Below are 18,191 nucleotides of genomic sequence, written 5' to 3'. Positions count from 1 at the left end.
GGGATATGATACTATCTTTTCGTTCTAGCAGAATCAATATTCCAGTTGTTGTGCACAAACAGGGAACGAATACATGGGGGAATTTCGGCCGAAAGAATAGGCCGGGTTTTCGACGTTTTGAAGGAGGGTATATTTGATGATCGAAATAGAAAAACCAAAAATCGAAACGGTTGAGATCAGCGATGATGCCAAATACGGGAAGTTCGTCGTAGAACCACTTGAGCGTGGATATGGTACAACTCTGGGTAACTCCTTACGTCGTATCCTACTATCTTCACTCCCAGGTGCAGCAGTCACATCGATCCAGGTCGATGGGGTACTACATGAGTTTTCAACAATTGAAGGCGTCGTTGAGGATGTTACATCCATTATCTTAAACATTAAGAAAATCGCATTAAAAATATACTCCGATGAAGAAAAGACGCTTGAAATCGATGTACAGGGCGAAGGTACGGTCAAAGCCGGCGACATTACTCATGACAGTGATGTTGAAATCCTGAATCCTGATTTGCATATTGCTACATTGGGTTCAAACGGAAATCTTCGTATGCGCCTGACTGCTAAGCGCGGACGTGGCTATACGCCTGCGGACCAAAACAAGAGAGAAGACCAGCCGATTGGTGTTATTCCAATTGACTCGATTTTTACTCCTGTTTCCCGTGTATCCTATCAAGTTGAGAATACTCGTGTTGGGCAAATGACCAATTATGATAAACTTACTTTGGATGTTTGGACTGACGGCAGCACCGGGCCTCAAGAAGCTATCGCCTTCGGAGCCAAAATCTTGACAGAGCATTTGAATATCTTTGTCGGCCTTACCGATGAAGCACAAAATGCTGAAATCATGATTGAAAAAGAAGAAGATCAAAAAGAAAAAGTCCTTGAGATGACAATTGAAGAACTTGACCTTTCCGTCCGTTCTTACAACTGCCTGAAGCGCGCGGGAATCAATACTGTCCAGGAACTTGCCAACAAGACCGAGGAAGATATGATGAAAGTGCGAAATCTTGGCCGTAAGTCACTTGAGGAAGTGAAAGCAAAATTAGAAGAGCTTGGACTGGGACTTCGCAAGGACGACTAATCGTTCCGTGCCCCAAATAAGCCTTCATGACTTCAACAAAGGAGGGAACCCTTCATGGCATACAGAAAATTAGGCCGCACAAGCGCACAGCGTAAAGCAATGCTTCGTGACCTTACAACTGACCTAATCATTAATGAACGTATCCAAACTACTGAAACACGTGCGAAGGAATTGCGTTCTGTTGTAGAGAAAATGATTACTCTTGGAAAGCGCGGAGACTTGCATGCACGCCGCCAGGCAGCAGCTTACGTCCGTAATGAAGTAGCAGATGCGGAAAACAACACTGACGCAGTTCAGAAGTTGTTCGGTGATATCGCACCACGCTATGCAGAGCGTCAAGGTGGTTATACACGCATTATGAAAATTGGTCCGCGCCGCGGTGATGGTGCACCAATGGTCATTATCGAACTCGTTTAATAGATTCAAATATGAGGGCAGGAAAATTTTCTTGCCCTCTTTCATAAGAGAGTCCTTTTTGGACTGCTCTTTCCTATAGTGGAAGCGCCTTCGGTGGCTTTTACAATCGAATAAGATTTACCGCACAAGCCAAAAAGAGCGTTACGATGGGCAGGAATATCGCCTAAGATAACCGGTCAGTTTGGATAATTGCCATAAAATCCGGAAGAAGTGCAGAATTACCTTGCCTTCTTATCCTGTCCCGTCTAGCTCATGCATCCCTCCCATTTTCTTTTAAGAAAACCCTGTTTCACAGCGCTTAAGACAAGTCTGTAGGGGGGCGGGATGCAGGCTTTTTTTGTATTATTAGAGAGTTAGCAGAGAGAAGATGAGATGAGAGGAGATTGACCAGCATGGCTGAACCCATCATAAGTCTTGAGCATGTTACGTTTCAATATCCCACAGCGAACGATTATGCAGTTAAAGATATTTGCATTGATGTACTTAAAGGCGAATGGCTGGCAATTGTAGGCCACAATGGGTCAGGTAAATCAACGCTAGCCAGGCTGTTAAACGGCCTTCACTATCCGCAGGCAGGGACTGTAAAAGTGGATGGCTTCGTCTTGAATGACGAAACCGTATGGGACATCCGAAAAAAAATTGGAATGGTCTTTCAAAATCCTGATAATCAGTTTGTTGGCACAACAGTTAAGGATGATGTGGCTTTTGGTCTGGAAAACAACGGAATTCCTCAAGAAGAGATGGCAGTCAGGGTGCCGGAAGCATTAGAAAAAGTGAAAATGGGAGAATTTCTCGATCAAGAGCCGCACCATCTATCAGGAGGCCAAAAACAGCGGGTTGCTATAGCTGGTGTACTAGCTTTAAGGCCATCGATCATTATCCTTGACGAAGCGACCTCCATGCTAGACCCAAAAGGCAGGGAAGAAGTACTCGAGACAGTGAGACTGTTGAAAGAGGAGAAGACAATGACTGTTGTTTCAATTACCCATGACCTGGATGAAGCCGCTAAGGCAGATAGGATCATTGTGATGAATAAAGGCAAGGTTTACCGGGAGGGAAATCCTGAGGAGATTTTCGCCTTGGATGAAGAATTACTATCATTGGGACTTGATATTCCATTTTCAGTAAAAATGGGCAAAGCATTGAAAGAACGAGGAATTGAACTGAGCAAGAACTATTTGGCTGAAGAAGAGTTGGTGAGGGAACTATGGATATATCACTCAAAAAGATAGAGTTTAGATACCAGGCTGGTACGCCTTTTGAACGATTGGCGATCCATGACGTCTCACTCGACATTCCTCAAGGCACATACTTGGCTATCATTGGCCACACCGGTTCTGGGAAATCAACAGTTCTTCAGCATCTCAATGCGCTTCTTCAGCCAACATCAGGTACAGTTAAAATTGGTGAACGTGAAATTGTAGCTGGAAAAAAGGAGAAGAACCTCAAGGATGTCCGTCAGAAAGTCGGAATCGTGTTTCAATTTCCCGAACATCAACTGTTTGAAGAAACAGTGGAAAAAGATATTTGCTTTGGTCCGATGAACTTTGGAGTTTCTGAGGCTGAAGCAAGAAGGATGGCAAGAGCGGCCCTCAGTCAGGTGGGTCTCCATGAGGAAGTGTTGCAAAAGTCGCCTTTTGAGCTTTCTGGCGGGCAAATGCGCCGTGTAGCGATTGCAGGCGTACTTGCGATGGAGCCTAATGTACTAGTCCTTGACGAGCCGACTGCTGGACTTGACCCTCGAGGCCGGAAAGAAATTATGGATATGTTTTATAAGCTCCATAAGACACGAGGCCTTTCTACTGTACTCGTAACTCACAGTATGGAAGACGCTGCCCGCTATGCCGACCAAATCGCCATCATGCACCAGGGAAGGGCAGTGAAGTCCGGGACACCCAAGGAAATCTTTTCGAATCCCGACGAACTAGTTGAATTAGGGCTGGATGTTCCAGAATCAGTACGTTTTCAGTTGAAGTGGGAACGCCAGATGGGGATTAAACTTGGAGAAACTTATTTAACGATTGAAAAACTGGCTGAAGCGATCGCCCGTTCTGAAGGGGGCAATCGCATATGATGGATAAAATCATTTTCGGACGGTATGTTCCTGCAGATTCAATTATTCACAAAATGGATCCGCGGTCCAAGCTAATACTCGTTTTTTCTTTTGTTGTCATTGTCTTTCTCGCAAATAACGCCATAACCTATGGGCTATTGGGTGTTTATACTTTTTACCTGCTTGGGATGTCAAAGATACCTCCTAAATTTCTTTATGAGGGATTAAAGCCAATCCTCTGGCTTGTTGTATTTACTCTCCTGCTTCATTTGTTCCTGAACCGGGAAGGCGACTTAGTCGTAGATGCTGGCTGGATAAAAATCTATGAAGAAGGGATTCGGCAGGGGATTTTTATTTCCTTAAGGTTCTTTTTCCTGATACTTGTAACATCCTTGCTTACGTTAACAACCACACCTATCGAAATAACAGATGGGCTTGAAATCTTGCTGAATCCATTAAAGAAAATCAAATTCCCTGTCCATGAGCTTGCTTTGATGATGTCTATTTCCCTTAGGTTTATACCGACTCTTATGGAAGAGACGGATAAAATTATGAAGGCCCAGATTGCACGTGGAGTAGAATTTGGCAGCGGTCCAATCAAAGATCGTATTAAAGCAATTATTCCTTTATTAATTCCTTTATTTGTTAGCTCATTCAAACGGGCTGAGGATTTGGCCACTGCAATGGAAGCGAGAGGGTATCGAGGCGGAGAGGGAAGGACAAGGTTCAGAAAGCTTGAATGGAAGCAAGCGGATACTATCCAAATTCTTTTATTGATTGTCTTGGCTGTTGTCCTGGCACTATTGCGTTCTTAATGGAGGGGAAAGTATGCAGCGCTATAAATGCATTATTTCTTATGATGGGACAGGCTTTGCCGGGTACCAGGTTCAACCGGGAAAACGTACCGTTCAGGGAGAGCTGGAGGCTGCCCTCTCTAAGCTTCATAAAGGTGAACATGTGAAGGTAACCGCATCGGGTAGGACGGACGCGGGGGTCCATGCAAAAGGGCAGGTTATTCACTTTGACTCACCACTCTCTATTCCTGAGGACCGCTGGGCAGTTGCGCTTAACTCGTTACTTGGAGGGGAAATCGCTGTGCTCTCAGTAAAAAAGGCCGCCCACGGGTTTCATGCAAGGTTTGACACGATAGGGAAGGAATATCGTTACGTTCTCCACCTTGGCAGACAAAGAGATCCTTTTAGCCGAAATTATGCTTATCATTTTTCCTATCCCCTGGATATTGAGGTGATGAAGGCAGGAGCGCGGCAATTATGCGGAACACACGATTTTTCAAGTTTTTGTGCTTCGAATACAGATGTTAAAGATAAAGTAAGGACAGTAACGGATATTGGTTTTTCGGAAGAAGAGGAAAAGCTTGTGATTTCTTTCAAGGGGAACGGTTTTCTATACAACATGGTAAGAATCATGACGGGGACACTTCTGGAGGTAGGGACTGGTGCGAGGAAACCAGAAGAAATGAAGAGCCTGATTATGGACAGGGATCGAACCCAAGCTGGTAAAACCGCACCTGCCCATGGCTTGTATTTGTGGGAAGTCTACTACTGATATTTTTCTCTGACAACTAAACCTGGTGTATAATATTTTCTTGACATCTGCCCTATAAGCGTTTATCATATCATATGTGTGTATTTTAATCCCACGATAAAGCCCCGGAAAGCCTCATCGTGATTAAGAATATATGAACTTGACACTTGATGCGCAAAACCACTCCGGCGCCGCTCCCGGAACAGAGCAGGAAGCCTGGCAGCTGACATAAAGCGCGATACTATCTTTTTGATTTAATTAGGAGGGAAACTCATGCGTACAACATTTATGGCGAATGCCAACAATATCGAGCGTAAATGGTACGTGATTGATGCAGAAGGCAAGACTCTTGGACGCCTTGCTTCCGAAGTTGCAGCAATCCTACGTGGCAAAAACAAACCAACTTTCACACCGCATGTCGACACTGGCGATCATGTTATCATTCTTAATGCTTCTAAAGTAACTCTTACAGGCAACAAATTGAATGACAAGATTTACTATCGCCACACCCAGCACCCAGGCGGTCTGAAGCAAAGAACTGCGCTTGAAATGCGCACAAACTACGCTGAGAAAATGATCGAGCTTGCTGTTAAAGGCATGCTTCCAAAGAATTCTCTTGGCCGTCAAATGTATAAGAAGCTGCATGTATATGCTGGCAGCGAGCATCCGCACCAAGCACAAAAACCAGAAGTTTACGAACTTCGCGGATAATAAAGGGAGGGTATTAACTTGGCACAAGTTCAATATATCGGCACAGGCCGTCGTAAAAGCTCTGTTGCCCGCGTACGCCTAGTACCAGGCAATGGCCAAATCACAATTAACGATCGTGAAATTACTAGCTATATTCCATTCGAAGCACTGCGTGAAGTAGTTAAGCAGCCGCTTGTAGCGACTGAAACTCTTGGCAGCTACGATATCCTTGTAAACGTAAAAGGCGGCGGCTACACTGGCCAAGCTGGCGCAATCCGCCATGGCATTGCACGTGCATTGCTGCAAGCTGATCCAGAATTCCGCCCAACTCTGAAGCGTGCAGGTCTTCTGACTCGTGACGCGCGTATGAAAGAGCGTAAGAAATACGGTCTTAAAGGCGCTCGTCGTGCACCTCAGTTCTCAAAGCGTTAATTTTTGCTTATCAAAGACTCTCAACCATTTGTGTTGGGGGTCTTTTTGCGTTTTCCAGACTCTTCGGGAGGTGCCTATTATTCACCGTTTTTTTTGATTACATTTATATTTTAGTGATTGTTGGCTAATGTGAAAAGTCCCAAACACCTAAACTTAGTTGGTTTACTACCAATGTAGATTTTTGTAATCATTTTTGTTTCTTTGTCGCCTTCCATGCTGGGAGTAGAGTAAGTAAACGGGGAATAGTATAATGGGTAAAAGTATTCTAACAATTCGGAAAGTTGGTGCCGAATGATTATCCAAAATTGCAGAGCTATAGCAACGGGCGGCGCTTCGGGGCTTGGAGAAGCGACTGTCCGTGCAATTATTGAGAAAGGAGGAAAGGCTGCGATACTTGATTTAGATGAACAACGAGGTAGTGCTTTGAGCGAAGAGCTAGGGCCGAACGCAATATTCATCAAAACGGATGTGACGGAAGAAGAGAGCTTTTTACAAGCAGCAGCTTTGGCAGCTGAGGAATTTGGTTCTATTAATACAGCAGTAAATTGTGCCGGTATCGCGCCCGCAGCAAAAGTAATTGGAAAAAAAGGGCTGCATGATCTTGAGCTCTTTAAGAGAGTTATTACTATTAACCTGATTGGCACCTTTAATTCCATCCGGATTACAGCGGAGTTTATGGCAAAAAATGATCCAAACGAAAAAGGCGAACGGGGAGTCATCATCAATACGGCTTCGATAGCTGCATTTGAAGGACAAATTGGGCAGGCAGCCTACAGTGCATCAAAAGGTGGTGTAGTAGGAATGACCTTGCCAGTCGCTCGCGAATTGGCATCTTTAGGAATACGAGTGATGACCATCGCCCCCGGTCTATTTCATACACCTATGTTTGAAGCATTGCCACAAGAAGCGAGGGAGACGCTGGGCAGTAGTGTACCTTTCCCCTCCAGGCTTGGACTTCCGGAGGAATATGCGCTGCTGGCAGTCAGCATCCTCGAAAATCCGATGCTAAACGGGGAGACAATCCGGCTGGATGGGGCAGTCCGAATGCAGCCGCGCTAACTAAATTGACAGCGTTTACAATCGGAGGGAAGAGATGAAACATCCATATCTGCAGGAAGACCACTATATTTTCAAAAGGTCGCTCCGCAAGTTCCTTGAAAAAGAGGCCTATCCCAATTATGGGAAGTGGGAAAAAGACAGGATAATACCGAGGGCATTTTGGACAAAAATGGGGGAGCAGGGGTATCTTTGTCCGGACCTTGATGAAAAGTATGGGGGAAGCGGAGTGGACTGGGGCTTTTCTGTTATCATCAATGAAGAGCTTGAACGTGTAGGCTCCAGCATGGTCGGGATTGGCCTTCATAATGATATTGTTGTTCCTTACATATCTGCGTATGGTTCAGAGGAACAAAAGCAGCGCTGGCTGCCACGCTGTACAACGGGAGACATCATCACGGCCATTGCAATGACTGAGCCGGCAGCGGGTTCCGACCTCGCCAATATCCAGACTACTGCTGTATTTGACGGTGATCAGTATATCCTAAATGGCCAAAAGACGTTCATTACGAATGGCATTCAATCCGATCTTATCCTTGTGGCATGCAAAACAGATACGAAAGCCTTTCCTACGTATAAAGGAATTAGCCTATTGCTGGTTGAAAGTGAAACACCAGGGTTTTCCCGAGGAAGGAAGCTGAATAAGGTAGGCCTTCACAGTCAGGACACAGCAGAGCTGATTTTTGAAGATTGCCGGGTCCCTAAAGAGAACTTGCTAGGTGAAGAAGGACAGGGCTTCCTGTATATGATGGAAAAACTTCAGCAAGAGCGTCTGATTGTCGCCATTGCAGCGCAGACAGCATCGGAAGTGATGCTAAGCTTGACGATGGACTATGTGAAGGGCAGGGAGGCATTCGGGAAGTCAGTTGGGAAGTTTCAGAACACTCAGTTCAAGCTGGCAGAGATGGCGACAGATATTGAAATGGGGCGAGCCTTCCTTGATGCATTAATTGCGGCGCATATGGAAGGGAAAAACATTGTCACAAAGGTATCAATGGCGAAATGGAAACTTACAGATATAGCTAAAAAGATTGCTGCGGAAAGTATGCAGCTCCATGGCGGCTATGGCTATATGGAGGAATATGAGATTGCGAGGAGATTTCGGGATATCCAGGTTTCAAGCATCTATGCCGGTACAAATGAAATCATGAAGACAATCATAGCAAAAAATTTGGGACTCTAACGACTTGCGGGAATCCTGCCTTGAAGGGAGATAAGTATGTGAGAGAGGTCGTAATTGTTGAAGGAGTGAGAACACCGGTTGGCCGGAGAAACGGGGTACTGAAGGATATTCGGCCCGATGATCTGGCTGCGGGGGTACTAAAGGAACTTGTCAGGCGTACGGGTATTGAGGCAACGCTAATAGATGATGTCATTCTTGGCTGTGTAACTCAAACAGGTGAACAGGCAGGTGATATTGCCCGGGTATCTGCACTCACAGCCGGGTTCCCTATTGAAGTACCCGGGACAACAATTGATCGTCAGTGCGGGTCAAGCCAACAGGCCATCCATTTTGCAGCACAGGCTATCTTGTCGGGCGATATGGATATCGTTATTGCAGGTGGCGTGGAAAGCATGACGCGTGTCCCTATGGGTTCTAATTATGGAAATGCCCATCCGTTTAGTCTGAAGCTAAAAGAGAAATATGAGCTAATTCATCAGGGGCTCTCAGCGGAACGCATTGCGGATGTCTATGGTTTTAAGCGGAGGGATTTGGATGAGTATTCAGCTGAAAGTCATCGTAGAGCCTTGAAGGCACAGGCTGAGGGTTTTTTCACAAAAGAAATCATGCCGATTGAGGTAATCTTGGAAAATGGGGAAACCCAGCTTATTATGAATGATTCTGGACCAAGGGAAGGGTCAACAAGTGATGTGCTCGGCAGCTTGAAGCCTGCTTTCAAGAAAGATGGGCTCATCACTGCAGGAAATTCAAGCCAAATCAGTGACGGAGCGGGCGCCCTTCTGCTGATGTCCGGGGAAAAGGCTGCAGAACTTAAGCTAAATCCTCGCTTTCGTGTTAACACAAGGGTGGTTGTTGGTTCGGATCCAACCTTGATGCTGACAGGGCCAATTCCAGCAACCGAAAAGGCCCTAAAAAAAGCGGGGCTTTCCATTCATGACATTGATGTCTTTGAGGTTAATGAAGCGTTTGCTCCCGTCCCGCTTGCCTGGCTAAAGGAAACCGGTGCCGACCCTAAAAAACTCAACCCGAATGGCGGGGCAATTGCCATTGGGCATCCGCTTGGTGCAAGTGGAGTACGAATAATGCTGTCGATGATGAGTGAACTTGAACGGGGCGGAGGCCGTTATGGATTACAGACAATGTGCGAGGGCCATGGCATGGCCAATGCAACCATTATTGAACGTCTATCCTGATTTTTGCAAGAGCAAACACTTTGAAATGAAGCCAGCGGTTTAGGCAATGGGTGGAACCGGGCAAAACAGAACCCTTTATCCCAATACATCCTGGTAAACTGTTCCTGCTCATGAATAATACTGCTCCGCCCTATTTACCAATGAGGGGGAAAGAAAATGAGCATTACACTTGGCAAAATCTTTGATCTTACGGTAAAGAAATTACCCAACAAAGAAGCGCTTTATGATGTACGGAAAAATCTCCGTTTCACGTACAGTGAGTGGAGCAGGGAGGTAAACAGGCTGGCCAATGCTCTCCTTCAAGAAGGAGTCAAAAAAGGCGATAGGGTCTCCACCTTCTTGTTCAATACCGAGGAGCTGGCAACGGCATTTTTCGCGTGTGCAAAAATCGGGGCAGTGTTCAACCCAATCAATTTCAGGCTCTCTGGAGAGGAAGTTGCTTATATACTTGGTGATGCGCAGCCAAAGGTTGTTCTATTTGAAAAGGCTCTGGAGCCGATCATATCGGGAATTGAAGCTCGATTCCCACATATAGGATTCTGGTTCATTGATGATGAAGTTCCAGCGTATGCAGCAAGGTACCACGAAAAGGTAGGGGCTGCCACGGACCAAGATATCAAAAATGAAGTTAACTGTGATGACCTATACGCGATTATGTATACGAGCGGAACGACAGGCCGTCCGAAGGGGGTCATGCACTTGCATAGGGACATGGCAGAACAGAGCCTGATTGTGATTAGCGCAACAAGGCTTGTACACGAAGATGCCGGTCTTGTTACCGCCCCGATGTTTCATTGTGCCGAACTTCACTGTGCCTTTTTGCCGCGCGTGCATATAGGCGCAAAAAATGTAATCCTGCACCAGTTTGAACCCAAAAAAGTTCTCAACCTAATTGAATCGGAAAAGGTCACCAAGTTCTTTGCTGCCCCAACCATGTGGAATATACTTCTTCAAGAGGATCTGTCAAACTACAATCTGAACAGCCTGAAACTGGGACTTTACGGGGCGGCACCAATGGCGCCGACTTTGGTTCATGCCTGCCATGACAGGCTTGGTATTTCCCTTGTCCAAGCCTACGGGATGACGGAAATGGGGCCCGCGATTACGTTCCTGTCCGAAGCGGACCAGCTAACAAAAGCGGGATCGGCCGGGCAGGCATGCCTTAACCATGAAATCAGGGTTGTTCGTCCGCGGGAAGATGGACCGTCTGACCCCGACGATATTGTTCCGCCAGGAGAAAATGGTGAAATCATTGTTAAGGGGCCATGCATGATGACCGGTTACTTCAACCGGGAGGAAGCAACAAAAAAGGCGATGCACAAAGGCTGGTATCATTCCGGCGATATTGGCTACCTTGATGAGGAAGGCTATTTATGGGTGAAGGACAGGGTGGATGATATGATCATTTCTGGAGGGGAAAACATCTATCCTCGTGAGGTCGAAGATGTTCTTTATGAGCATAAGGGAGTTGTTGATGTTGCAGTCCTTGGACAGCCTGACGACCGTTGGGGAGAAAGTGTGACCGCATTTGTTGTTTTAAAAGATCCTTCAGTGACGGAAGAGCAGTTGGATGAGCTTTGTAAAAAAAGCAATAGCCTTGCTAATTACAAGCGCCCTCGGAACTATATTTTCGTCGATGCCCTCCCAAGAAATGCGAGCGGAAAAATCCAAAAGTTCCTGCTGCGTAAAAATCTGGAGGAACTGTTAGCACAGAGAGCTGCCAACCCCCATGCCTAATGGTAAATCAAAATTCATACTTTTTCTTTGTAAGGGTCTCCAGACGATTTGCTGGAGACCTATTTTACTAACACAAAAATACCAAACCCAAATTGGGTTAATTATATTACACACTGACCTGTGCCTTTTCTTTTGGCAATAGAGCACTTAACACTCCTGCTCCAATCAGAAGGAAAACAGCGAATAAGAACGAAAGACTGTAGTTGCCAGCATAGTCAAACAATAGACCGGGAATAAACGAACCGAGTGCGGAGCCAAACTGGTGGCTCATGAAAAGCCAGCCTGTCAAAAGACCGAGTGATTGTCCTTTAAAGTACTCTGACATCAGTTTAACAGTCGGCGGAACTGTCGCGAAATCGACAAGCCCGAATGAAACGGAAAAGGCCAGAAGCAATACCGGATTTTCTATAAAGATAGCCACCAAGCTTGCCTGGCTTGAGAAGACAAGCAGAAACAAGATGGTCAATGCTCTTCCGAAATAAAGGAAGGCAAGTATCTTTCTATTATCAATTTTATCAGCAAGGACGCCGGCTGCTAATGTCCCAAGAATATTGAATCCAGCGAGCAAACTAACCGCGGTGCTCGTAACAGCAGGCGAAAATCCACAGTATTGGGCAAACGGAATTAAATGGGTATCCATCAGTCCGGTCGTTGTGACGCCACACACAAAAAAGGGGATAAGCAAATACCAAAATTTTCTTCCTGGACGAGATTTGCCACCCTCAATGCTCGATGGCTCAGCAACTTCTTCTAATGGTGCTGCACCGCCTAACGGCTCATAACCTGCATCCCCTGGCTCAGATTTTAGCAGCAAGCCGAGAATTGGGCAGACAACAAGCAGCAAGAACAGCCCGAGGATGATGACGGTGCTTTGCCAGCCGTAAAGTTCAATTAGGAAGATGGAACTTGTCACAATCACCATCTGGCCTGCGCCAAAACCGGCCTCCACCAGGCCAAGGGCCAGTCCGCGTTTTGCTGTGAACCACTTCGTTACAGCTACGGTTGCTGTGACTCCGGAAGCGCCCCCAAAACCGGCTGAGGAAATAACACCGTACAGGAGGAAAAGCTGCCAGATTGATGTTGCAAAGTAGGTCAGAAGGGTGCCGATGCCCACAATCGCAGTACTAACGACAAACACGATTCTTACCCCGTATTGATCAATCATTTTTCCGGCTAGCGGCTGGGCAACAGCAAATACAATAAAGCTTAAAAACGACACGGCCGAAATGGTACCCCGTGTTGCCAGGAAAAATTCTTCCCATGATTCCATAAAGGCCCCGAAGGAAAACCGGACGCCCTGGCTCGCAAGTACGCCAAAAAATGAAACCCCTAATATCACCCAAGCGTAGTGAACACTTCTTTTCATAACCACACTTCTTTTCTGTCTAATTTTCAGGAAACTCAGGAGTAATCCACTAATATTCTTTATATTCAGTTAGTATATCAAATGAAATTGCTAATTGGTTGTAAAAATGGAAACCGATTCACTACTGCGAGCTGTATTCTCTTTTTGGCACGGATAAAGACTAGCTGTAAGAGGTGAAAGCATTGAATGTGATTACAACTTTATCTCAAAAACGGCGCGAGAAGCAGATTAAGTATGAACGTTCTGTCTTAAGAGAAATAAATATAGAGGATTTGAAAAAAAGAACTAAAGATTTCTTTGGATCAACAAGGCTTACAGGCGGTCTTTTTAAGAATCAGGGCATTCTTGAAGCCTGTTATGATGTTGCACTTGAGTCTTATCTTCTTGGGGCCAGTTTCTCAAAATTTGCCCATACCGGTGAACAAGTTGAGTTGACACTGGAACGGTGTGAATCTGAAGAAACTCATTTAATTGATACCCTTTATAATTTTCTGCTCTATTGGGGGGCAGGAGAGGAAGGGTTTTACTCCGAAGCACTTTACTTTCAATGTGAACAATATGTAAGGGCCTGGTGGATTGAAGGATATGAGAAGGGCTGCAGGCGATATAAGCTTCGTTTGCACTAACGGCGTGATTCCTGTTCTAAATACTTTTCCCCTGCCATATAGTGATATGGAAAAGGACAGGCAGGGGGATGGACGGAGTGTGGAAACGAAGGCTAAAACGGACTGCCTTTGCAGTAGGTCTGGTTGTACTGTTTTTTATTATTCAATACGACTTAAATGAAAATGAGACATGGACAACCTGGAGCTTGCCGCTGTCGGGAAAAGTCATTCTACTTGATCCGGGGCATGGCGGCGTTGATGGCGGTGCAGGAGACCGCCCGATGCAGGAAAAGGATATTGCCCTTAGCATTTCACTTAAATTGCGTGATTTTCTGCAGCAGCAGGGTGCCATAGTTATCATGACTCGTGAGACGGATAAAGATCTGGCACCGGTCGATATGAAAGGCTATAGCCGCCGAAAGGCAGCCGACTTAAAGGAACGGATCAAAATTATCAATGAATCCAATGCAGACCTCTTTATCAGCATACATCTTAATGCCATTCCTTCCCCCCAATGGAGTGGGGCACAAACCTTTTATAACTCAAAGAGGAAGGAAAACGCAAAGGCTGCAAAGCTTATTCAGCAGGAGCTTAGGATAAATCTTGAGAATACAACAAGAAAAGCAAAGCCGTTAAATAATTTATATATCCTAAAACATGCTGACAGTCAAGGTGTGCTGGTAGAAGCGGGGTTTCTTTCCAACCCAACTGAAAAGGCGAATTTGGAGCGGGACTCCTATCAGGAGATGGTTGCTGCGTCAATCTATAAGGGGATTATCCGATACTATACAAAAAAATGACTAAATAAACGAGAGAGACACCGAGTCTCCCTCGTTTATTTGATTAAAAAGGATTGGGGGTGTGTCCTAGTTAACAGCAAGGTCTATTAATTATGCTATAATTATGAAAAGTGAAAGCATTTTATTTAAACTTTAAAAAGGCAGGTGCTTTTTCAATGATAACAGAGGCAAACGTTAGAGAATTACTAAGCGTAATGGAAGAGCCATTTTTACATAAATCGCTCGGTGAACTAAATGCTATTGAAGAAATAAAGGTAAAAGAAGAAAAGAGCCACGTCAGTGTCAAGGTTTCAATAGCCAAGACTGGGACCGCGGAACAGCTACAGCTTCAGACGCAAATTGTTAACGCTTTAAAAGGTGCGGGGGCAGCTTCTGTCGGAATCAGATTTAGCCAACTTCCTGATGAGGTGCTTACCGCTCATCGTCCGGAGTCTGCAGACGGAGTCCAAAATTTGCTGGCCCCGGGCAGCAAGACAACATTTATTGCAATTGCCAGTGGAAAGGGTGGGGTAGGGAAATCGACTGTTTCGGTTAATCTTGCTGTATCCCTTGCTCGCGTGGGAAAGAAGGTTGGATTGATCGACGCTGATATTTATGGATTCAGCGTTCCAGATATGATGGGAATTTCCGAGCGTCCAGCAGTTAAAAACGAAAAAATTCTGCCTGTTGAACGGTTTGGGGTTAAAGTCATTTCAATGGGTTTTTTCGTGGAGGACAATTCGCCAATCATTTGGCGCGGCCCGATGCTGGGAAAAATGCTGAACAGTTTCTTTGAGGAGGTAAATTGGGGGGAACTGGATTATCTGTTGCTTGACTTGCCGCCTGGTACAGGGGATGTTGCGCTTGATGTCCATTCCATGCTGCCTTCCTGCAAGGAAATAATCGTAACGACACCGCACCCTACAGCGGCGTTCGTTGCTGCGCGTGCCGGTGCAATGGCTTTAAAGACAGAGCATGAAATTCTTGGTGTTATTGAAAATATGGCGTATTTTGAGAGTAAATTAACTGGAGATAAGGAATATATCTTTGGCCGTGGCGGTGGAGAAAGGCTTGCTGAAGCTCTCAACACTCAGGTCATTGGACAACTTCCGCTTGGACAGCCTGACTGGAATGAAGAGGACTTTGCGCCTTCCGTCTATCAAGAAGACCATCCAATTGGTGAAGCTTATTTGAAAATTGCTGACAAGGTAATCAATCTCCTTGAAAAGGAATAAAACGAAGCCTCTTCCGATAGTGGAAGAGGCTTTCAATTATGAATCCCCCTGGCCCTTTTCCGGCTTTGTTGCTTCTTCTGCCGCTTGTAAAAGCAGCTTTTGCATTTCTGCTTTAAAGATCGGGCTTTGCATGGATTCAGCGATTACACTCTGAAGATGAAGCCTGAAGTCCTTGCTTTTAAGCGCATCGGTCATTTCCTTTTGTATTTCGGGATCTTTGAGGATTTCAATCATCATTGCCCTGTATTCAGGATCTTTCATTAAATCCTTTAAGAGCTGTTCATTTCCCGTTTTCATACCTTTGGCCAAGCTGGCGGCTATCTTGGGGTTTTCAAGTGACTTTTTGTAAAAATCGGTGCCTTCCTTGGAGGTTAACGTCTTTTGGATCGTTTCGCTAACAACAGCTTGATCCATAATCATTTCTTGTTTTATCTTATCGTCTGTAACGATTTCCTGAATGGCCTTCTTCCCTTCTTCTGTTTGAAGAATATCCACTAACATTTTCTTGGTTTCCTCGTAATCCAACTTGCTTTGTGCCTGATTGCCTCCCCCTGTACAGGCAGATAGAATCAGGATTGTAATTGAGACAAGCAGTACCAGATATTTCTTCATACCTAAAACTCCCCTTCACAAATCCAGTTATGTTTAGAATGAAGAAAAAACCTATTAATTATTCGTTTATGGAAAGCATGGATTTTTAGTTCGCCTATGGTACAATTGAACTGCATTATACATACTGGGGGAAAGACTGTGACTAGCCGTAATTGGGTGAAATTATTTTTAAACACATTGATGCTTGGGGCTGGTGTAACCATAATTGTTGGGTTTATTGTCCAATGGGGCAAATTCCAGCCTTTGTTTGCTAACTTTGAAATACTGGAGATTCTGTCTGTCACAATTTGGTTAGTGGGGGTAGGGATGATTTTCAGTCTGTTAAGTCAAGCTGGTTTTTTTGCCTATTTGACGATTCATCGATTCGGACTGGGAATTTTTAAGTCAGCTAAACTTTGGAATTCTGTACAAATGGTTCTGATTGCCTTTGTGGCTTTTGATTTGGTTTACCTTCGATATGAAGCATTTGCAAAACCGGATGAAGGTATTTTTCCTTATCTGATTCCTGCAATTGTAATCCTTGTGATAGGGGTACTGGTTGCATGGCTCAAAATGAAGCAGACTAACAAAGAAGCCTTTATTCCAGCATTATTCTTTATAGTCGTTGCTACAATCCTGGAATGGGTTCCTGTTCTCCGTGCCAATGATGAAGGTTGGTTTTATTTGATGCTGTTTCCCTTACTTGTCTGTAACTCTTATCAGCTATTAGTCCTTCATAAGCTTAATCAAAAATCTCAGGAGGAACGGAAGAAATTGCTGGAGAGAAAAGCTGTTAAAGTGGGTCCTGCTCAAAACAAAAAGAAAAAAGCTAAATAAAAGATGAAACTGATAGAGGCCGATCCAGTATTTTCTGGACGGCCTTTTATTTTTTCAATCACCGGACCTCTTCTGACTTTGCATCCCCATTTGCGATCATCTCTGATACAGAAACAAATGTAAGTTCTTTATCCTTTAAGCCCTGAATAATAGCAGGAAGGGCCTTTGCAGTTTGCTTTGCTGAGTCTGATGCATGTAACAGAATGATATCACCCGGTCCCGCTTTATTAACATTGGCAATTATTTTTTTTGCTCCGGGGTTGGTCCAATCTTTTGAATCGACACTCCAATGAACAACTGTGTAGCCAAATCGTTCTGCTACTTTCAAGGTCCGTTGATCAAAATGCCCGGTTGGAGCGCGGATAAGTTCAATTCCTTTAATGTTTAGCTTTCCGAAGGCGGTTTGAGCCTTTGCGAGGTCTTTTTTGATTTGTGCATCCTCAAGCGTCCTGTAATCCTCATAAGAGTAGCCCAGTATTCCGATTTCATACCCTTTTTTTGCAATCCGGTTTACTAAATCAGGATGCCGCTCAGCCCAAGAACCGGAAAGAAAAAAAGTGGCGGCTCTTATATTTTCCTTTTCTAGCACATCCAGAATAGGGGCGGCTTTTTCATCTCCCCAACCAATATTAAACGTAAGGGCAATATCTTTTTCCCCCTTATATACTGCCTTAGGCCCATCCTTTGTCGAAAAGACCGGTACTTGCACTAAATTCTCCATAAAAAGGATCCAAGCAGCAAATAGTGCTGAAACAATAATAAGAATAATTTGCTTTGCCCGCTTGCCATTCAGTACGACAAATACATTCATACGCTTACCTCCTCATCCAAGCACTCCCTGTCCCTATATTTATGCTTTGCCAGGGACATGTATGAATTCTATTAACAAATACATACAATAGAATAATCTGGTAATCATAATTTCAACATTAAATGCAGAGGGGTTTAGTGAATGCTTGGAATACTGATTAATTCGAAAGAAGTGAAGGAAATTGAGTACTTGATAAAGAGAGAAATGGAGGAGATTTTGTTTGATCTAGAAGATGAACGCATTGATTCTATTGCTAAGCGAGCAATGGAAGAGCGATATAAAATTCTCTTTTCTCTATTCAGAAGAATCGCTCCACCAATTGACTGCTTGAAGTATATGAGAAAAAGAAAATTAAAGCGGGGTTAGCAGTAAGTAAATTCCAGTCAAAAAAATAAAAAACAATATTGATTTTGTATAAAGACCTTGTTATACTGAAAAACGTTGCAGCGAGTTAAGCAACTTTCACCAAAAAAACTTTTGACAAACTAGTTGATGGTGTGTTATATTAATAAGGTCGCTGTTGAGCGGTAAATTGTTCTTTGAAAACTAAACAAACAAGCGTCAACAAACAATAATATGA

General features: G+C 44.5%; 20 protein-coding genes. 17 read left to right on the top strand and 3 right to left on the bottom strand.

Annotated elements, in window-relative coordinates:
• The first annotated feature begins 136 nt into the window (after positions 1 to 136).
• From A8F94_RS24185 to A8F94_RS24130, 12 genes are all read left to right on the top strand, one after another.
• Entirely contained in the window at positions 137 to 1,081 is a 945-nt protein-coding gene (locus A8F94_RS24185; RefSeq protein WP_066207075.1) for a DNA-directed RNA polymerase subunit alpha, read from the top strand.
• Positions 1,082 to 1,135: 54 nt separating this feature from the next.
• Positions 1,136 to 1,498 carry a 50S ribosomal protein L17 gene (rplQ, locus tag A8F94_RS24180; RefSeq protein WP_066207072.1) on the top strand — a complete coding sequence of 121 codons (363 nt, stop codon included), beginning with the start codon at positions 1,136 to 1,138 and terminating at the stop codon, positions 1,496 to 1,498.
• 392 nt (positions 1,499 to 1,890) lie between these two features.
• Positions 1,891 to 2,730, top strand: coding sequence for an energy-coupling factor ABC transporter ATP-binding protein (locus tag A8F94_RS24175; RefSeq protein ID WP_066207066.1), 840 nt, complete (start codon positions 1,891 to 1,893; stop codon positions 2,728 to 2,730).
• Positions 2,706 to 3,572 carry an energy-coupling factor ABC transporter ATP-binding protein gene (locus A8F94_RS24170; RefSeq protein ID WP_066207063.1) on the top strand — a complete coding sequence of 289 codons (867 nt, stop codon included), beginning with the start codon at positions 2,706 to 2,708 and terminating at the stop codon, positions 3,570 to 3,572. The genes A8F94_RS24175 and A8F94_RS24170 overlap by 25 nt, the downstream gene beginning before the upstream one ends.
• Complete coding sequence (locus A8F94_RS24165) at positions 3,569 to 4,366, top strand: energy-coupling factor transporter transmembrane component T family protein (protein ID WP_066207060.1); 798 nt, start codon at positions 3,569 to 3,571, stop codon at positions 4,364 to 4,366. The genes A8F94_RS24170 and A8F94_RS24165 overlap by 4 nt, the downstream gene beginning before the upstream one ends.
• A 13-nt stretch (positions 4,367 to 4,379) precedes the next feature.
• Positions 4,380 to 5,117, top strand: a complete 738-nt coding sequence (truA, locus tag A8F94_RS24160) for a tRNA pseudouridine(38-40) synthase TruA (protein WP_066207057.1) — start codon at positions 4,380 to 4,382, stop codon at positions 5,115 to 5,117.
• A gap of 252 nt (positions 5,118 to 5,369) precedes the next feature.
• Complete coding sequence (rplM, locus tag A8F94_RS24155) at positions 5,370 to 5,807, top strand: 50S ribosomal protein L13 (RefSeq protein ID WP_066207055.1); 438 nt, start codon at positions 5,370 to 5,372, stop codon at positions 5,805 to 5,807.
• Between the two features lie 18 nt (positions 5,808 to 5,825).
• On the top strand, positions 5,826 to 6,218 hold the full coding sequence (rpsI, locus tag A8F94_RS24150; RefSeq protein WP_066207052.1) for a 30S ribosomal protein S9: 393 nt from the start codon (positions 5,826 to 5,828) through the stop codon (positions 6,216 to 6,218).
• A gap of 291 nt (positions 6,219 to 6,509) precedes the next feature.
• Positions 6,510 to 7,277: a 3-hydroxyacyl-CoA dehydrogenase gene (locus tag A8F94_RS24145; RefSeq protein ID WP_066207049.1), complete on the top strand. Its 768-nt coding sequence runs from the start codon at positions 6,510 to 6,512 to the stop codon at positions 7,275 to 7,277.
• A gap of 34 nt (positions 7,278 to 7,311) precedes the next feature.
• Entirely contained in the window at positions 7,312 to 8,457 is a 1,146-nt protein-coding gene (locus A8F94_RS24140; protein ID WP_066207046.1) for an acyl-CoA dehydrogenase family protein, read from the top strand.
• A gap of 38 nt (positions 8,458 to 8,495) precedes the next feature.
• Entirely contained in the window at positions 8,496 to 9,650 is a 1,155-nt protein-coding gene (locus A8F94_RS24135) for a thiolase family protein (RefSeq protein WP_066207044.1), read from the top strand.
• A 156-nt stretch (positions 9,651 to 9,806) separates the two neighbouring features.
• The gene (locus tag A8F94_RS24130) at positions 9,807 to 11,387 is read left to right on the top strand and encodes a fatty acid--CoA ligase (protein WP_066207041.1); all 1,581 of its coding nucleotides are present in this window, start codon (positions 9,807 to 9,809) and stop codon (positions 11,385 to 11,387) included.
• Between the two features lie 106 nt (positions 11,388 to 11,493).
• Here A8F94_RS24130 and A8F94_RS24125 read toward each other — a convergent pair whose 3' ends face one another.
• Positions 11,494 to 12,753 carry an MFS transporter gene (locus A8F94_RS24125; protein WP_066207038.1) on the bottom strand — a complete coding sequence of 420 codons (1,260 nt, stop codon included), beginning with the start codon at positions 12,751 to 12,753 and terminating at the stop codon, positions 11,494 to 11,496.
• A gap of 182 nt (positions 12,754 to 12,935) precedes the next feature.
• Between A8F94_RS24125 and A8F94_RS24120 the strand changes: the two genes are divergently transcribed.
• The 3 genes from A8F94_RS24120 (at position 12,936) to A8F94_RS24110 (ending at position 15,372) form a co-directional block, all read left to right on the top strand.
• Positions 12,936 to 13,379: a DUF2521 family protein gene (locus tag A8F94_RS24120; protein ID WP_066207035.1), complete on the top strand. Its 444-nt coding sequence runs from the start codon at positions 12,936 to 12,938 to the stop codon at positions 13,377 to 13,379.
• 77 nt (positions 13,380 to 13,456) lie between these two features.
• Positions 13,457 to 14,158 carry an N-acetylmuramoyl-L-alanine amidase CwlD gene (gene cwlD, locus A8F94_RS24115; RefSeq protein ID WP_254660941.1) on the top strand — a complete coding sequence of 234 codons (702 nt, stop codon included), beginning with the start codon at positions 13,457 to 13,459 and terminating at the stop codon, positions 14,156 to 14,158.
• Between the two features lie 155 nt (positions 14,159 to 14,313).
• Positions 14,314 to 15,372, top strand: coding sequence for an Mrp/NBP35 family ATP-binding protein (locus A8F94_RS24110; RefSeq protein ID WP_066207029.1), 1,059 nt, complete (start codon positions 14,314 to 14,316; stop codon positions 15,370 to 15,372).
• Positions 15,373 to 15,408: 36 nt separating this feature from the next.
• Here the strand turns inward: A8F94_RS24110 and gerD are convergent, their stop codons facing one another.
• Positions 15,409 to 15,984 (bottom strand): spore germination lipoprotein GerD, encoded by a 576-nt coding sequence (gerD, locus tag A8F94_RS24105; RefSeq protein ID WP_066207027.1) that lies wholly within the window; start codon positions 15,982 to 15,984, stop codon positions 15,409 to 15,411.
• 138 nt (positions 15,985 to 16,122) lie between these two features.
• Between gerD and A8F94_RS24100 the strand changes: the two genes are divergently transcribed.
• A complete protein-coding gene (locus tag A8F94_RS24100) occupies positions 16,123 to 16,800 on the top strand; it encodes a KinB-signaling pathway activation protein (RefSeq protein ID WP_066207024.1) in 678 nt (225 codons plus the stop codon).
• Positions 16,801 to 16,858: 58 nt separating this feature from the next.
• Here the strand turns inward: A8F94_RS24100 and pdaB are convergent, their stop codons facing one another.
• A complete protein-coding gene (gene pdaB / locus A8F94_RS24095) occupies positions 16,859 to 17,611 on the bottom strand; it encodes a polysaccharide deacetylase family sporulation protein PdaB (protein WP_066207021.1) in 753 nt (250 codons plus the stop codon).
• A gap of 141 nt (positions 17,612 to 17,752) precedes the next feature.
• On the opposite strand from pdaB, the gene A8F94_RS24090 reads away from it, so the two are divergent.
• On the top strand, positions 17,753 to 17,977 hold the full coding sequence (locus tag A8F94_RS24090) for a hypothetical protein (protein WP_066207019.1): 225 nt from the start codon (positions 17,753 to 17,755) through the stop codon (positions 17,975 to 17,977).
• The last annotated feature ends 214 nt before the right edge of the window (positions 17,978 to 18,191 follow it).

The organism is Bacillus sp. FJAT-27225, assembly GCF_001685025.1.
Lineage (GTDB): Bacteria > Bacillota > Bacilli > Bacillales > Cytobacillaceae > Bacillus_D.
This window is presented reverse-complemented; position numbering and strand designations above follow the sequence as displayed.

What these genes read in the sequence shown, in the direction of transcription:
- A8F94_RS24185 (WP_066207075.1), top strand. Translation starts at nt 137, where the DNA reads ATGATCGAAATAGAAAAACCAAAAATCGAAACGGTTGAGATCAGCGAT.
- rplQ (WP_066207072.1), top strand. Translation starts at nt 1,136, where the DNA reads ATGGCATACAGAAAATTAGGCCGCACAAGCGCACAGCGTAAAGCAATG.
- A8F94_RS24175 (WP_066207066.1), top strand. Translation starts at nt 1,891, where the DNA reads ATGGCTGAACCCATCATAAGTCTTGAGCATGTTACGTTTCAATATCCC.
- A8F94_RS24170 (WP_066207063.1), top strand. Translation starts at nt 2,706, where the DNA reads ATGGATATATCACTCAAAAAGATAGAGTTTAGATACCAGGCTGGTACG.
- A8F94_RS24165 (WP_066207060.1), top strand. Translation starts at nt 3,569, where the DNA reads ATGATGGATAAAATCATTTTCGGACGGTATGTTCCTGCAGATTCAATT.
- truA (WP_066207057.1), top strand. Translation starts at nt 4,380, where the DNA reads ATGCAGCGCTATAAATGCATTATTTCTTATGATGGGACAGGCTTTGCC.
- rplM (WP_066207055.1), top strand. Translation starts at nt 5,370, where the DNA reads ATGCGTACAACATTTATGGCGAATGCCAACAATATCGAGCGTAAATGG.
- A8F94_RS24145 (WP_066207049.1), top strand. Translation starts at nt 6,510, where the DNA reads ATGATTATCCAAAATTGCAGAGCTATAGCAACGGGCGGCGCTTCGGGG.
- A8F94_RS24140 (WP_066207046.1), top strand. Translation starts at nt 7,312, where the DNA reads ATGAAACATCCATATCTGCAGGAAGACCACTATATTTTCAAAAGGTCG.
- A8F94_RS24130 (WP_066207041.1), top strand. Translation starts at nt 9,807, where the DNA reads ATGAGCATTACACTTGGCAAAATCTTTGATCTTACGGTAAAGAAATTA.
- A8F94_RS24125 (WP_066207038.1), bottom strand. Translation starts at nt 12,753, where the DNA reads ATGAAAAGAAGTGTTCACTACGCTTGGGTGATATTAGGGGTTTCATTT.
- A8F94_RS24110 (WP_066207029.1), top strand. Translation starts at nt 14,314, where the DNA reads ATGATAACAGAGGCAAACGTTAGAGAATTACTAAGCGTAATGGAAGAG.
- gerD (WP_066207027.1), bottom strand. Translation starts at nt 15,984, where the DNA reads ATGAAGAAATATCTGGTACTGCTTGTCTCAATTACAATCCTGATTCTA.
- pdaB (WP_066207021.1), bottom strand. Translation starts at nt 17,611, where the DNA reads ATGAATGTATTTGTCGTACTGAATGGCAAGCGGGCAAAGCAAATTATT.
- A8F94_RS24090 (WP_066207019.1), top strand. Translation starts at nt 17,753, where the DNA reads ATGCTTGGAATACTGATTAATTCGAAAGAAGTGAAGGAAATTGAGTAC.